A 16307-nucleotide genomic window follows, 5' to 3' on the forward strand; every position below is an offset into this window, starting at 1 on the left:
GCTCTATGCATGGATTCAAAAAAAGTAGAATTGATATTTGAAAAATTCAAGCAATCAAATCCTACGCCAAAAATAGAGCTAAATTATACCAATCATTTTACGTTATTAATTGCAGTAGTTCTGTCAGCGCGGACGACCGATATAAGTGTTAATAAAATTACAAAGGAGCTATTTAGTATCGCTGATACGCCAGAAAAGATGTTGAATCTTGGGCAAAGTGAGCTGAGAAAATGCATAAGCAGTATTGGTTTATATAATTCCAAAGCAAAAAATATAATCGGGCTCAGTAAAATATTGATTGAGCGGTACAATAGCAAAGTGCCTACTAATTTCGATGATTTGGTATCTTTACCAGGGGTTGGGAGAAAAAGCGCTAATGTGTTCTTAAATTCAGGGCTTGGTATTTCAACATTGGCAGTTGATACTCATGTTTTTAGAGTAAGCAATAGAATTGGGCTTGTGAAAGAAAAAGATGTATTTAAAACAGAGCAGTCTCTTTTGAATGTGGTTCCAAAAAAATACCTACTTTATGCTCATCATTGGCTAGTTTTACATGGTAGATATGTTTGCAAAGCACAAAAACCTTCGTGTGAAACGTGCATAATTCATGATTTATGTGAGTTTGAATGCAAGAGATATAAAGTCTAGCACACTACTCCGATATTCCTTACTTTTATCATCCAAGTTGGTTCCTTTATGATGACAGTTCCCAGATATTGGTTCTTTTTTTTCTAGATTCCAGTGTCAGCTACTTGAGTGACATGGTGGAATATCATCAGGGTACTCTCCTTCTTGTCATCCCAGTGCTTGACACTGGGATCCAGCCTTTCTTACCAACAAAAACTTACCATAAGATGGCCTCTTTTGTGCTCAAAAATTTCTGAATTCCAGTGTCACGCATTGGGATGACGCCTAAGGGGCTACTCGCATGACACCCTCTTTTTAGCCCAAATCACAATGTTCGTACAGCTGTGCGTCACGCGCTGCTCTTTTAGTTACAAATGTTAAGAAATTTAACTAATTTAAAAAAGACAAAAGAATCCCCGTATAGCGAGTTTTAATAATGTAAATAGATAATGTGCTAACAAGCGTGTTTTGGCTGAAGTAGAAAAAATTTAAAAAACATGCAGCCGCTATAATTTTATGTAATTTGCCAATAAATATCTGAGTTTTTTACTGAATTTTGTCATTGAATCTGCGCAGATCAAAAACAAGAATAAATACTCTTATTGTAAGAGTAAGGGAGTTGGCGAAGTCTGTCAAGGAATTTTCTGTTGGCTAAGGTTGTGACAATAAAGTTAAGCGCTGCCAAAAACTATGGAAGAAGTCATTAGAATTTGTATTATATCTTTATAAAATGGTTCGCATAAGTTATCTAGAAGTGCAACTAAACAAATACAAAAATCAAAGTGTTGCGGTTTTCGGCCTTGGTAAAACTGGTTTGTCCGTCATTAATGCCCTAACAAAAAGCAGTGCAAAAATATATGCATGGGATGATAATGAAGAGCAAAGAGCAAATGCAAAAATAATATATAAAGAGTGTAACTTTATTCATCCCAATGAGTATAATTGGCATGAGATAAGCACACTAATTTTGAGCCCTGGAGTGCCAACAGAGCCACATTGGATAGTAAAACTTGCAAGAAACTTTAACTGCAAAATAAAATCAGACATTGAGCTATTTCTTGAAACTAAAACTACAAGCCAGAAGGTTGTAGGCATCACCGGAACAAATGGCAAATCAACCACCACGTCATTAATAGGGCACATATTAAAATCCACAGGCAAAAAAGTAGCTATTGGCGGGAATTTAGGTGTGCCTATTTTGGATTTAGAAAGAGACGCAGAAATTTATGTAATTGAATTCTCCTCTTTTCAATTGGAGCTAATAAATAAAATTAATGTAGACATTTCTGTATTGCTCAACATCACACCAGACCACATAGATAGACATAGAAGTATGAATAACTACATAGAAACTAAATTAAAATTGATAAATGGTAGCAAGATTGCCGTGATAGGATGTGATAACAAAATTACCGCTGATGTATTCAATAAATTCACTGGGAACAAAATTCCAATTTCAGTAACATATTCCCTGGTGTCATTCCAGCGCATGACCAGAAAAGAAAAACCATTGCCAACTACTCAGATGATAGAGGGTAGTGCAAGAGATCTAATATCATTGGCAGATAACAATTTGCTTGATTATAGTGAACAGATTACTGGTATAGATCGAAATTATCTGGATCCCAGTGTCAGCTACTTGGATGACAAAAGGAGTGCTGAGATCCAGGATATCTCGCTAAAACTAGAGAATCACAACTTATCAATGAGTGATATGAAAGTAAACCTAGTATCCAATGTAGAAAATATAGTAGCTGCACACGCTGTGTGCAAGTTACTTGGAGTAGATAGCAGCACTATTGTCAATGAAATCAAATCCTTTCCAGGGCTAAGACACAGAAATGAATTTCTTGGCAAAATACATAATGTACTTTTTATCAACGATAGCAAAGCAACCAATGCAGAATCGACCGAAAAGGCAATTTTATCTTATAAAAACATATATTGGATTGTTGGCGGAAAAAGCAAAAAAGGCGGAATAGAATCATTAAGCAAGCATTTCACCAAGATTAGAAAAGCTTTTCTTATTGGAGAATCAACTGAAGTTTTTGCAAACATTATGGAGAACAAAATAGATTATATGAAGTGCTATAATCTAGAAAACGCATTTAAACTGGCTTTTGAAGAGGCCATAAATAGCAAAGAAGAAGTAGCGATATTACTTTCTCCTGCATGTTCTTCTTTTGATCAGTGGAAAAATTTTGAAGAACGCGGTGAAGCATTTTGCAGAATGTTTGAAAATCTCAGGTACAATTACATGTAGTGTTTAGTATAATGTTGTATGGAGCAAAAGTTAATAGTAGATGAGCTGATTAAGGTTATTCCATTTGAAGGAATAAGTGATGCAACCTTATTGAAAGCGTGCACGAACCTTAACTTAGCCAATAGTTTTTGTAAATTTCAAAATGGAATATATAGTGCTTTGGAGTACATAGCAGAAAACTTAAATAGCTCAATGGAAGCTGAACTAAGAAATTCCAATTTAGAAGATATGAAAGTGCGAGAGCGGGTAAAGTTAGCTATTCAAATACGCCTTTCAAACTACGCTAAGTTACCAAATTACAGAGAGTGTTTAAAAAATGTTTTATCATTCTCCATATTACCCCAAAATACATACTTTTCTAGTAAACTCTTGTACAAAACTGTGAGCACAATTTGGTACGGTATTTACGATCAATCAACAGATTTTAATTATTATACAAAAAGGGCAATATTAGCTGGAGTGTACTTAAGTACGATACTTTTTTTTATCAATGATTACTCAGAAGATTTTGTGGATACTCTCTCATTTCTTGACAGGCGTATCAACAATGTCATGACGTTTCAAAAATTCAAAACTCGCTTAAAAGGAATCATAAGAAACTTCTTATAAGCTTTCCATCACACTGGTTATTTATATTCTAAGATTATCTTGTTTTTTTTATCTTTATGTGCAAATATTTAATGTTTATTAAAAAGGAAATGAAAGTTATTTATTACACCAGTGGTAATATCAAGCGAGAAGAAAATACAAAACACGTGGTAAACTTTTTTGGAGTACTTGGGTGTATTAAGGTTAATGCTCGTGGTAAAAATCCACTTAAGGGACAAGAAAGCAAGTTAGTTAAGCATTATTTTGACTATCCTTATTTCTCTAGAATCGTTAATCCAGAATTCTTTCAAAAAGAATTGAATGATGAAGAAAGAAAATTCAATAGGATAATATTATCATTATGGTTATGTTCTGCTATATTATCCACTACTTCTATTATATCGTTATACTTGGCATACCAGAATCAAAAATCAAAAAAGGTACTTACAGGGTTAGCTTTTGCATCAGTAGTGCTATCAATTTTGGCTGCTATATGTTTTGTCGTACTTTGCTTATGGATGTTTTTTGACTTTGTTAAGAGAAGGTTTGTTGCATATAGAATGAAAAACTTTTTGGAAAATGAAGTCAACCCTGAGTGGATAAAGAATTACAAAAAAGAACTTGTAGGTGACGATAAGGAAGTGGATGCAGAAGCTCACGATCAAGAGTTAGGAGAAAATAAAGATGTAGAAGATATTGTAGAGTTCCTCTTGGAAAGAAAGAAAATTGTAGCATTATACAAGTTTCTAACAAACGGTGAAAAGTTAGTTCAAGCTGGAATGGCAATGGTAAACACGTTACTTGTAAAAGGTGTGCATCCAAACAATATAATTTTGGATACTAACTCTCTTGGAGGAGGAATTGCAGCAGAAGTTTTAAAAAGATTTGAAAAACAAGGTATCTATTTAACATTAATTCATAGTAATTCTTATAGCTCACTTAAGGATGCAACTAATAACTTTCCTCATGGGATAGGGAATTTTTTCATGAGACGGCTTCCTGCAAAATTCTTGAATTTTTGGTTTAATCGTTGCGGATTGGAATTTAATTCACGAGAGATTATAGAGAATACAAAATGCCCTGTATTAATTGCTGGCAGGAAAGGCGATACTGTAATTCCACAGGAAGCACAACTCGTTGCTAAACTTCCAGATTCATCCACATCTGAATGGTTTAGATGGAATATAGTACTTGAACACGATCCTCAAGACACGGAGTGTAAGAGCAAAAATATGTATCCGTTCAGAGGTGTGGTTTAAGAAACAACAGCTAGCAGGTTTTGAAAAGGGTTTAATTCCTTTTGTTTCCAAGTCAGATACAACGAAATTATCCGCTCAAGAAATCTATTCCCTCGCTCTGACTGTGCAAAATATGAATTCTTACGATAGACAACATAATGCCGTATCTGTCGCTCAACATGGTTATTCGTTAATGGAATATTCTCTGGGTCATCCAAAAATGTCCACATCATTGACTCGGATTTTATAATACCCTTTACCGTTCGTGAAGCTCCTTTTGCTTCAAGTATATAAGATATTTTTATCATGCAGTACTGTATGTATCTTCGTAATTCTTTAGCTTGCTTAGTGAACTTTGAAATACTAATTTCATTTTCTGACAAAGCGTTTTTTAATACAAACAATCCATTAGCTGCGTCTTTTAAACAATGGCCAAGTCTCATTACTTCACTATTCCAACTATGAGATAACCTCTCGAAATTTCTCAATAAGTGAGCCCAACAAATTTGTCGTTTTTCATCACTGAAGTGGTTGTAAACTGCATATCTGTCGGTAATTACCAGGTTTTTGTAATCACAAAATGCACTATTCTTTAAAAATTTCATTCCTCTTGTATCTGCTAACTTCATAAGACTTGCTTTATTGTTGGCAAACATCCAGCACCATCCCAATTTGCCTTTGTTGTAGTGACTGGTTTCATCAATATGCAAAATTTCGCTTGCTTTTATTTCTTCCTCTATTTGTTCATAGGCTTCTTTACATTTTGACGAAACCCTTGCTTCACTATTGGACACACTACCAACACTTATACTCATGTTAAAGATGTCTTTCATAATATTCGCTATTTCTCGCTTTGAATTCTTATAAAACCCACTTAGTGATGCAACTACTGACTTAACTCTAGGACCAAAGGTATCCGGTGTAACTCCTTCTGGTAATTTGCTACTCCTTCTTTTTCCGCATTTACGACAGCGACCATGTTCTAATTGATACTCAACTACGTAAGGCTTAATTTCTGGTAAATCAACTTTTTGATAGACATATGGTTTTTCCGATATTGCGATTTCTTCACCACACTCGCATCTATTTGGTAACTCTACCTTCACCACCTCATCTGCTTCCATTTTAGCTCGGCAATTTCCCTTATGTCCAACTTGACCACCTATCTTCCTGCCGCTCTCTGACTTATCTTCTGGTGTGTCTTTTTTTATTTTGTACAGCTCTTTTGAACTTGGTAAAGATGAATTCCTTGAGTTTAAGCCGAGTCTCTCTCTTAGTTCAGCATTCTCTATTTCTAAGATTTTATTTTTTTCTTCAAGCTTTGCTACTTTCTGCTCTAAGTTTTTACATAACTCTACAATACTGATCAACAATTTAGCCTTACTTTACTATCAACATTTTGTGTTATTACTACTTTAATATATTATGTCAATTGTTTTTTATCCTTGCCACACCTCTGAATGGATACAAAAATATTCATGCTGATCATAAAGAACATTTAGTTTATCGTGAGGATAATAATGATATAAAAAAATACACCAGTTACGAAGAAAAAGAAAATAAATTTATTGAAGAAGCGCATAAATATTTAATAGACTCTGAATTTAATAAAAATTTTGATCTAGGGCACTACAGAATAAGTAATTTCTCCGGAAACTTGACGAAAATAGAACTGAAACTCGTCAATGAAAAGCCTATACAAGTTTAAGTTGATAGAGAAAGAAAAGTTATTTTTGCAATACCGTAGGTACGCTCCAAAATTACACTGAAGTTTTTATTGCACTCAAAATTTTCGTTCTTCCTAATCTCTAGAATTATTAATGCATCATCATTTAACCAGCCTGAGTGAGCTAGCCTGTCTAAAGTTGAGTTAACTAGATTACTATTATAAGGTGGGTCCATAAAAACTATATCGCACTTTGAAATAGGTCTTGGTAATCCGTTAGTATTGCAACAAATTAGCGTGATATCGTTCGTAATTCCAAAATCTTCTGCTGTTTTTTTAGGCAGTTGCAAATTGTAATAATCTGAATCTACCATGAATGCATGTTTAGCACCTCGAGAAAGTGCTTCAAATGAAAAAGAGCCACTTCCGCAGAATAAATCAAGTACATTTAGGTTATAAATAGGTTTTCTTGAAGAAAGTATACTAGATATTGCTTCTCGGACAATACTCATAGTGGGCCGTGCAGCTAAATTCTTGCCTGTAGTTATTTTTCTTCCACGATATTTACCCGCAATAACACGTAACATATAAAACAAGTTCGAAGTTAACTAATTATTTATAATACACATTTAATGTCAACATAGCTTCAGCAGTCTAATAGAAAGAAGGTTGCTTGTGGAGGAACGCAAGATCAATCGCTTTTCTTTGATTTATTTTCTATACTGATTGCACGACCAATCTCGTCTTGTAAATCATCATGGTTGTTTTTTTCATCATGACCCATCCCTTCAATTCTACTTTCTAACTCTAACTTAATTAAAGTATTGATTTTCTCTATACTATCGAGGAAATTGTAACACTCTTCATCACTATATTCCTCACCAGATGCTTTTTTTTCTATAAATAGACTTTTAAATCCTACTAAATCAGAACTCTGATCGGCATTCAACACAATATTTCTCTCTATAAAACTAAGATCTGATAGTAACAAACTAACCTCTAATAGATCTTCACTTTCAATGTTTGCAAGATTATCAAGATCGTCTAAAATAGAGAACATCTTAAGCTCCTTCTGTGCAATTTCTTTGTCTTCTTTATCAAATTCTGACGATAGCCCTTTATCATCTATAAGTCTCTCATTCAGAGCTTTATTTAGCTTTGAAAGACTAACATCACCTTGCTTAGTGCTATCTAGTAACAAATCTACCCTCGCTCTGCGCGCATTTAAAACATCATTGTAATCGTTTAACTTGATATTACCATCTTCGTCTTGCTGAAGACCATAATAACTTAGCCCTTTGAAATTACGATTCTTCATCATTCTCTATGTTCTCATTCCTTTCATTATCTTGACGCTCTCTATCTTCTCCGACACGTATAGCTTCTGTAGTATTTTTTAGGGTTTCTGGTTCCGCACCTAATTTTCGATTTGATTGATTAGGCTTATTTTCTTTTGATGATTCATCTTCTTTTGGTTCTCTCTTGCGGCCAATAGTGTAGTCATGAAGCTTCTCAAGAAATTCCCGTCTATATGTTTTTGCTCTATAGAGTAGATTATGCTGGTAACCATCCTTTTCTCCTGTAGCAGGGTTAATTCCTATAGAGTCGAGACCATGTTCCCAAGTAAACTTCATAGCATCTTCTATTGTATAGCCCAAATGTGATCCTACATATCCTTTATAATATTCTAAATATTTATCAATTCTTCTATGTGCAATATCTTCTTTATCAATTCCAAACGCCCTGTAGATTTTTTCCTCAAGCTTATCGACGTCATTTTCAGGCGATGTTGCAAATTTTGTTGCTTCAATAGTAGCACCTACAAGCTTACGCGGTACATCAATAGCATATTTCAGCACTCCTCCAACTCTTGGTATTTTACCTAGCTGATTAGCCGCATCTTTAGCTAATCTATCTGGTAAATGAGTAACCCAACTGCCTAAAGACTCTAACTTTCCGCCAGCAAAGTTCTGCCACTGCTGCTTTAATCCCTCTGTGACACCAGTTAGAGGTGATGCTTGATACATACTAGATATATTGTAAACACCAAACCCACCACCGGCAATGCTTGAGCCCATCTGTTGTACAAACTCCTTCAAAGAAAACATCAAAAACGAAAGCAAGAACAATACAAAGATCTCTCCTGCGTTGATTAAATAACCTCTCTGTATGTCTTGCACCCTTTGGTAATCACTATTTTCTTGATAATTTTTGCAATCCTCACAATCCTTACATTTCTGACAGTATTCACTGTTGGGATCCTTATATAAATCATGAAGTTTCAGTATTCTACAACCTTGTTTTTCTACCGCACTCCGCACTAAAGATCTTATTTCATTAATTATTTCCCTATAACTATTGCATTTATTTATATCTTGACAGTAGCGTTTTATTATTTCACTAACATCACCTATCCTTTTCTCTATATTGTTGATCAGTAATATAATGTCAGCCCTCTCTGATGCATGAGATAAACTATTTGTTAAGCGTACTAGATCTTTTGCACTACAGCCATTACTAACTATCATATCACTTTCCGCAATATAGTGGTCTGCTGGATTATCTTTAGTTCCAGGAATTGGATTAAAGAAAGGATAATCTATATAACGAAAACCTTTATTAATGTAATCTGGTGGAAGAGGGATATATCCAGCGCCACCAGTAAACTTTACTGTACCACCTATTCTGCTTAGTTTTTCTATACCTTCTATGTTCTTATCTACGTTCAATGGAGAAGCCTCTCCAATAGCATAAGGTACAAAAATTTGCCCTGGAGTCCAGCTAAAGTATTCTTTATCAATTATACAAAAACCACCAAATACCCATTTTGGAGCACATAACTTTATTTCAAGCCATTTATTATAGCACACAGTAAAGCCTAACTGTTTATAAAAGGTATTCATTATCATCGCAGCAAGTAATGACAGCAGGGTAAATATCATAATTGATTGCAAACAGAAACTAATACAGAATTTTATCCAACCCTCAAATAGACTTTTCAGTGGTGAAAATAAAATAGAGATTAGGAATAGCGGCATTATAGCTACAAGAAAAGCTATACCCATAAAACCAGAAAGGAATATTATGTAAGCATACATACACAGCAGGAAATATAAGACAATCCCTATAAAAATTGCCGGTATCATAAGGAGACTTGCCCACATTTGATAATGTAAGAATGCTGCAAACTTTTTCCAAACAGAGTAAGCAAAAAACTTATTAAACATATCCTCCATAAAGCTAAACAATTTAGCTTCATTTCCTTGAGCAACGTTTGAATTACCTCCGGTGTTCATGTTGGGAGCAAAATTAGTAATTATGCTTATCAATTGTTCAAGACCTTTGACAAATAAAACAAGAAAATGATCATAGAAAAATCTAAAACTTCCAGGAGATATAAGCACTATTACTAGAGTGATTTTCATCATTCTGATGAGCATATCATGCTTAGTTTCTCGTATCATGCCAAAAAGATAAAGAAGCGATGAAATCATTACAAATAGAACAAGCAAGGAAAGAACAAAATTGTGAAAGCTCGTACTTTTTTCAGCTATATTTTCGAACATCGCCTGTGCAGATGCAGGATCATTGCTATCAAAATGCTTTTTACAATTTTCGTTAATCAATAATACACATTTTAGATAGTTATAAACGTAATCAAAAAATCCAAAGTTACTTGGTTTCTGCACTCCGCTCAAAAATTCAAAAGAGTAGCCACCTGCATTATCTAGATAATATCTATCTAATATCTTTACATATATTTTCCATCCTTTTTCTAACCTCACCGTATTACAATTCCTGTCCTGTAATGTGGTGTTATCTCTGTCTAAAGTAAAAAGCCCACTTCCATCTTCCGCTACGGAATTGTAACCTAGATGTACAGTAGGAGACTCAGGGTTACGCATGGATTTTAAATTTTCGTTAGGACTAGAATCGCTAGGCCTTTTAAATAAAAGATAAGCACCATGGCCGTTAGTAAACCAACATGGAGCACCACGTGATACTGTATTTGCGCTATCATCTTCATTAATGCATTTGCAATTTACAGTGCAACTTGCATTAGGCTTACTTGAAAATTTTTGTATGCTAGGTTTATAATCATTACAAACCAAGTGAAAGTCAGGCAGACTGTTGTCACCTTCCCCTCTTTCAAATTTGGTTGCATATTTTAACTGCTCCAAACTTTCCAAACTATAACTATTTTGAGATTCCTTCTTATTACTATTGCTCCAAGATGTCCATGCACAATTTACTCGTACTACTAAACTATCTCCATTGGTTTCAAATCCAGTATCTTTCCACTTCACCACTTGATTAGAGTGAAAACCATAATTAATTTCGCCAGTATTAGGATCAATAATTTCTCTATCTTCTGGAACAAAAGCATCATGATCTCTTGAAAAATGAGCACCAACTGCAACCGGTTCAGGACCAAAATAATCAGCAGATATACATCTTGGAAAAGGCATATCATTCTTACTACAACCTGTAACCAGCACACAGATTACCAAAATTAATAACCTAAACCAACATTTGCCTAAGCGTGATTGCATACCTAAACTTTTTCCAATACAGAATAAATTTCTAAAACCTTACTTCAAATATCTTTTTAATTAGTTACTCCATATATCTTATCAATCTTCCTTGACTTGTCCTTTTGTTTTATCAGAATCCTTTTGCTTATCTGGCTGGCTTAGTGTTTCAGATTTGCTCATTTCTCTGCCAGTACTCGCTTTCCCATCTGCTTGCTTTGGTGTATCAGGCAATTTAGCTTCAATTTTGCTACGATCTTTACTCATTCCCTGCTTGATGTTATGTATCACATTTTGGGTTCTATCATCAAGGCCAACAGTTGACAGCATAGCTTGTGATGCGCTCCTAGAAATATGACTAACACTTTGGGCAACTCCATAACCAGAGCTGAACAACGCCTGCGCCATAGTTTCTGATATAGAAACAAAAGCTTCCATTGCACTAGCAATGATGAGATATATAAATGCCTGGATTAGATCTATAGGTAATGCTGCAAAGTGCCCACCAGCCCTTTCTCCAGTACTGAGCGCAACATCAACACTAGTACCAGGACTATACCCAAGAGGTAATATTGATTTCATAAGACACAGATCATACGATAAAAAATTTACACTAATTAAGCATTGATAGCATGCAGAAAAATTTGTGAGGTTGTATAGAACTGAATACATTAACTGGTTTAAAAGAGACAAGGATGAAAATAAAATGACTGGTTGCAATGAAACATGAGCCAGCGTTTTTATCCAATTATCAAATAATGTTTTAGTTTGTTGAAATAGAATAAATACGATAAATAAAGGTGCCAATGACAATAAAAATGCCACTAAAACAGTAGATATTACATACTTAAACGTAGCACTAATAATGCATCTTAAAAACACAAAAGTAGCATAAAGTATTGCCAAAAATGCAATAAAGCCAAAAGGTCCTGATAGCATTAAAGATAAAAATTTCAGCCATGTTTCTCCTGTAAATAATACTCCCGCTGTTAAATCTAAGAATGCAAATTTTTTACCTCCTTCTCCTATATAGCCAGAAAAACTATCAACTAAATAAGTGCTACCATCTATAAAAAGTCTGGATAAAGTTGTACCAAAAAGTTCCCAGCTTCTATCGCTAAAGGCAAAAGCTATAAATGCTATCTTCATCATCCTTACAATAAAGTCAAATTTACTTAGCTGTATTGTTCCTAGCATATAGCCAACAACAGTAAATATAACGTATAGAATAAGCAAAGCTCTTACTCCTTGCAGAAGACCTCTTGCATATCCTTTGTATGAATCTTTAACGCTGTCCCCAATTACTTCTTCTTTTATAAATTTAAATACCTCGTTTACATTCGATGAAATAAAATCATTAATTTTTCTTTTGACAAATAAAGTTACTGTGTACTTATTATTTTCATAATATTTGCCGTCTTTGTCCGTAATATCATCTTTCTCCACATTACTTACATCGATACCGAAATATATCTTTTTAGATTCTCCATCCTGAAGATGTTTTCCTTCTATTACATCTAATATCTTATACTCATCTTTTGCTGTTCTCACTCCTACTACTTTAAAATTATCAGTTCCTACAACATGCAAATCTTTAGGTAGATCATCACCCAAATACACATACAGTTTTTCGCCATTAATATATTCACATGATCTAGTCACTTCAACATGATACCCTCCCCTGTTAGCTCCATAATTACCATAATCTGCAATAGCAAGCATCAGACTATTTTTATCAGGTACTACGTTATTATTCACTGTATAGTAATGATTTAATCTCAGAGAATAATCTTCAAATTTATAATTAATCTGTGAACATACATTATCTCCTTCCGCACCTTTCTCATTTGGAAAACATTGAATACCTTTAGCTGTATTCTGATTATCAAGATCGCCAACTTTTGCAACAAGAGCCTCAGCCCAAGAAATATCTCCTCTGTTCTCTTTGAAGTTTAATTTAGAATTTGATATTAAATTAATGTCAATCTGCTTAGAATCCCTCTTATTTTCTTCAATCTTTTTTAGTTCATCCTCAATACCTTTAAGGTGAGAATACATGTCACATGTATTTCTTTCATCATACTTCTCATACCTTATAGAAGAGACGCAATCCTCCCCTATACCTTTTGCGTTGTAACATATATTCTGATAGTAACAATTAAGTTCATAAGAACTGTACTTGTTCAGCTCATTAAAATCACACCTTTTCCCATTACATAATTCATTCAGTCCTATTTTAGTTCGTCGTAGATCTAACAACGCACCATTCATCCATGGACTTTTATCATTAAAATGTACTTTATTATCGTATGGAGTGTAGCCGTTACCAACTAACACTTTCATTTTTTCTTTGCTAAGCAACGGAAATTCTACTTTAGTCCTTTTACCAATTTCTCCACAAAAGAATGTTCCTCCACCAAACATGTCTTTTATTGTAACTTTATCTTTCTCATCCCCTCTTTCAGTTCTATAACAATTGTCATCAAAACTGATTCCTTTTCCTTGTGGATTGTCATAATCAATCGTTATCTCTCTGGGAATTAAGCTAAAGCTTAACTTATCACCAGGATTTGCTTTAATTCCAGTATCTACATAACGTCTATTGCTATAGAATTCATTATTTCCAAAGCCTATGTCCCCACATATTTCTCGTTCATCAAGACTAGCATTATCAGTTAACTTATTACTGTAATTTGGTATTAAATCATTAGCACAAAATACAGCGGGCACAAGTACTCTCTTTGGATTTTTCCCTTCTTTAAGAGGACAAAGATTTACTGACCCACCAAGAGTAAATTTGATTTTCTCATCCTTGCTAATTACTTGACCAGAATCAACCCAATGAATTTTAACTCCTTCGCCAGCTTCACGAACTGGAACATCTATACTGACACTAGTATTTCTGCTCTGCAACCCAGGTTCAACACAATCCATTGTGCAGCCAGTAATTACAAGACATAGTATCAATAATAATGATTTTCTGCTCATCATTGATTTCCTGTGTTTGTCGGTATTTTAGGTGCTGATCTTTGAGCTGATTGTGGTATTTGAGGTCTTCGACTTGGTGTACCAGATTGCTGACCTGCTCTTCTTTGGATACTTTGTTCATCTAAACCTACTGTTCCCATTAAGCTTTGCTGATATTGCCTTCCTGGTTCGCTTGCTACATAAACACCAAACAACGAATCAGATATTGTTGAAGATGCCTCAACTAAAGCTTTCATAGCATGTCCCAAAATCACAAAAGCCATCATAGCTGTGATGTTAGGTGCATGTTTGGAAGCATAACCATAAATAATACAAGGATTAAAAATCTTTAAGTTAAGATTAAGTATACATGTAGGGCAGACCTCAAAATTAAAGACCGAATACACAATATAATCCATAACCTGGCTTATTAATGATATAAAAATTAAAAGCACTACCGGATGAATTGCAGATCTTGCCAAATTTTTGATCCAATTGTGAAACATCTGTCTAGTATATCCAAATAGAAGGCAAATAATAAAAAGAGGCGCCAAGGAAAGCAATAATGCAACTATTGCTATAGATGTGATAAAAGAAAATAAGGCGTTAAACATCGATAAGCTCACTGTTATCAAACCCCAAATCACCAAGCAAAACGATACAATACCCAAAGGACCGGAGAATATAAGAGATACTATTAGTAACACTGAGTGTGCTGATAAAAACCTATTGAGCGGTAAATCAAGAAATTCAAAAACATTTGATGTTGTACCTCTGAAATTTGCTATTTCTATTAACTGTTTTGGAGCATTAACAAAAATAGAAAATGCATTGTTATAAAAAAAACTCCAACTGTTATCGTTCAGCAATTGGGTAATAACTCCTATCTTTACACATATAATTAAAAATTCATATATAGAAGCATGAGACAATCCAAAAAAGTAATAAAGGGTGTATAAAACTATATATAATACTAATAACGACACTATTGTAGATCTGATGGTATTTGTTCTATTTGATGCTACAAAACTTTGATAAAGAGACTTCACAGGGCTAGTATCAGAGTGAATCGCGTTAGTGTCTTTGTAGCTAGAACCGAAAAATGCAGTTTTTACTTTTTCATCAAAAAAATTATATATCGCACTAAAAGTTCTTATAGGTGGCTCTTTAGTTGTAAGGTTAATGCTAAACTGACCCTCATTTTTCTTATAATCACAGCCATGATCTCTTATTCCGTAATATATAGTGCCACTCTTGTCCTTTAGCTTTTCTTTTAAGCCTTCCATATATTGAGTATTATAAACTTTGCTAATGTCTACAGGTATATCTCCCTGAGTTTCATCGGGCTCACGCTCAGGAAATTTGTCAGAAACGCTTATATATAAGCTTTTTTCTAAATTAGGGATTCTTGTTACTCTTATGTTGAAACCACCCTTGCCCTTACCATCACCTAAACTAAAAGTTAACTCTGGTTTTGGATGGTTACGATCTATCTTATGATCACAGTTAATACATATACCGCCTCCTGGAATGTGTTCAAATTCCTCATTATCCATGCGAACACGTAATAGTGTAATGTCAGTTTTTACCCGTTTTTCCTTTAATACGTTATCAATAATTTCAGCAATAACAGATTCACCTCTAGAATTTAAAGTATTGAATATCTCACCTTCTATACTATTGTATTCAATATATACGCAACCTTTTTCTCCGCTGCCGAAAGAAAATCTACATATACGTCCACAGAGTAAATTTAAAATGCGCGTATCCATCTTACTTGCACTGCTCTCTGAAAGCTTGCTACAGTCTACATTTTCCCCTTGCTGTTTTATAGAGTCGATGACATTTCTAATTTCCTCTCTTTCACTTTGATCTAATTCTGAAGACCAGTACTCTTTTCCATTTAACCATTGTGCATTGCCTATTTCATATTTATTAGGACATATTGTGTACCTGTATTCTCCATTTTGCCATATTGCCTGACATTCATTTTGATTTAAAACATGTGCAAAATACTCCGTCTCTCCTTCACCGCAATTTTCGTCAATTTTTTTGCAGGTGACCATGCCATTATTGTTTTTACACATTTTACTTCCAACAACACTAAAGCTTATCGCATCGCCAGCTTTAAGCGCAAACGGTAATGTAACGTTTCTTACTCCAGGTTCAATTGCAAAATCTTTATATTGCGAACAAAAATTAACCTTATTAGGTACTATATTAATCTCTGTTACTTTTATTTTATCCGAAATATAGACTCCAGAATCAACCCATTTCTGCTCTGTTGACACTATATCCAATTTCTCACGCAAGCCTGATGAATCTTCTGGCTTAATACACCCGCACCCAGATAATAAAAAGAGTATCACAAAACTTATGCATAGCTTAACCAAATTTTGGTTGCTCAAATGTTCAAACATCTGTTA

The 16307-nt window shown here is 34.2% G+C and carries 9 protein-coding genes and 2 pseudogenes; 5 read left to right on the forward strand and 6 right to left on the reverse strand.

What is annotated here, in order from left to right:
- The first annotated feature begins 9 nt into the window (after positions 1 to 9).
- The 4 genes and pseudogenes from nth to BWZ41_RS05950 form a co-directional block, all read left to right on the forward strand.
- Positions 10 to 648 carry an endonuclease III gene (nth, locus tag BWZ41_RS05935; RefSeq protein WP_143689757.1) on the forward strand — a complete coding sequence of 213 codons (639 nt, stop codon included), beginning with the start codon at positions 10 to 12 and terminating at the stop codon, positions 646 to 648.
- A gap of 709 nt (positions 649 to 1357) precedes the next feature.
- Entirely contained in the window at positions 1358 to 2890 is a 1533-nt protein-coding gene (murD, locus tag BWZ41_RS05940; protein ID WP_063630667.1) for a UDP-N-acetylmuramoyl-L-alanine--D-glutamate ligase, read from the forward strand.
- An 18-nt stretch (positions 2891 to 2908) separates the two neighbouring features.
- Entirely contained in the window at positions 2909 to 3499 is a 591-nt protein-coding gene (locus tag BWZ41_RS05945) for a COQ9 family protein (RefSeq protein ID WP_017532101.1), read from the forward strand.
- Between the two features lie 89 nt (positions 3500 to 3588).
- Positions 3589 to 4716: pseudogene (locus BWZ41_RS05950) on the forward strand (alpha/beta hydrolase family protein); the annotation flags it as partial.
- 17 nt (positions 4717 to 4733) lie between these two features.
- Here the strand turns inward: BWZ41_RS05950 and tnpC are convergent.
- Positions 4734 to 6086 (reverse strand): IS66 family transposase, encoded by a 1353-nt coding sequence (tnpC, locus tag BWZ41_RS05955; protein WP_143689736.1) that lies wholly within the window; start codon positions 6084 to 6086, stop codon positions 4734 to 4736.
- Positions 6087 to 6184: 98 nt separating this feature from the next.
- Here tnpC and BWZ41_RS05960 point away from each other — a divergent pair.
- Positions 6185 to 6424: pseudogene (locus BWZ41_RS05960) on the forward strand (hypothetical protein); the annotation flags it as partial.
- On the opposite strand, the gene rsmD reads toward BWZ41_RS05960, so the two are convergent.
- The 5 genes from rsmD to BWZ41_RS05985 form a co-directional block, all read right to left on the reverse strand.
- Positions 6421 to 6969 (reverse strand): 16S rRNA (guanine(966)-N(2))-methyltransferase RsmD, encoded by a 549-nt coding sequence (rsmD, locus tag BWZ41_RS05965; RefSeq protein ID WP_143689759.1) that lies wholly within the window; start codon positions 6967 to 6969, stop codon positions 6421 to 6423. The pseudogene BWZ41_RS05960 and the gene rsmD sit on opposite strands and share 4 nt — an antisense overlap.
- Positions 6970 to 7073: 104 nt before the next feature.
- The gene (locus tag BWZ41_RS05970; protein WP_143689760.1) at positions 7074 to 7703 is read right to left on the reverse strand and encodes a WD_0853 family protein; all 630 of its coding nucleotides are present in this window, start codon (positions 7701 to 7703) and stop codon (positions 7074 to 7076) included.
- Positions 7687 to 10935, reverse strand: a complete 3249-nt coding sequence (locus BWZ41_RS05975; RefSeq protein ID WP_143689761.1) for a TrbL/VirB6 family protein — start codon at positions 10933 to 10935, stop codon at positions 7687 to 7689. Before BWZ41_RS05975 ends, BWZ41_RS05970 begins: the two co-directional genes overlap by 17 nt.
- A gap of 81 nt (positions 10936 to 11016) precedes the next feature.
- Positions 11017 to 13905: a TrbL/VirB6 family protein gene (locus BWZ41_RS05980; protein ID WP_143689762.1), complete on the reverse strand. Its 2889-nt coding sequence runs from the start codon at positions 13903 to 13905 to the stop codon at positions 11017 to 11019.
- Positions 13902 to 16301, reverse strand: coding sequence for a TrbL/VirB6 family protein (locus tag BWZ41_RS05985; RefSeq protein WP_143689763.1), 2400 nt, complete (start codon positions 16299 to 16301; stop codon positions 13902 to 13904). The genes BWZ41_RS05980 and BWZ41_RS05985 overlap by 4 nt, the downstream gene beginning before the upstream one ends.
- Positions 16302 to 16307: the final 6 nt, after the last annotated feature.

It is taken from the genome of Wolbachia endosymbiont of Nilaparvata lugens (assembly GCF_007115045.1).
In the GTDB taxonomy this organism is placed as follows: Bacteria; Pseudomonadota; Alphaproteobacteria; order Rickettsiales; family Anaplasmataceae; genus Wolbachia.

Coding starts and splice junctions, on each gene's coding strand:
- nth (WP_143689757.1), top strand. CDS start 10: ATGGATTCAAAAAAAGTAGAATTGATATTTGAAAAATTCAAGCAATCA.
- murD (WP_063630667.1), top strand. CDS start 1,358: ATGGTTCGCATAAGTTATCTAGAAGTGCAACTAAACAAATACAAAAAT.
- BWZ41_RS05945 (WP_017532101.1), top strand. CDS start 2,909: ATGGAGCAAAAGTTAATAGTAGATGAGCTGATTAAGGTTATTCCATTT.
- rsmD (WP_143689759.1), bottom strand. CDS start 6,969: ATGTTACGTGTTATTGCGGGTAAATATCGTGGAAGAAAAATAACTACA.
- BWZ41_RS05970 (WP_143689760.1), bottom strand. CDS start 7,703: ATGATGAAGAATCGTAATTTCAAAGGGCTAAGTTATTATGGTCTTCAG.
- BWZ41_RS05975 (WP_143689761.1), bottom strand. CDS start 10,935: ATGCAATCACGCTTAGGCAAATGTTGGTTTAGGTTATTAATTTTGGTA.
- BWZ41_RS05980 (WP_143689762.1), bottom strand. CDS start 13,905: ATGATGAGCAGAAAATCATTATTATTGATACTATGTCTTGTAATTACT.
- BWZ41_RS05985 (WP_143689763.1), bottom strand. CDS start 16,301: ATGTTTGAACATTTGAGCAACCAAAATTTGGTTAAGCTATGCATAAGT.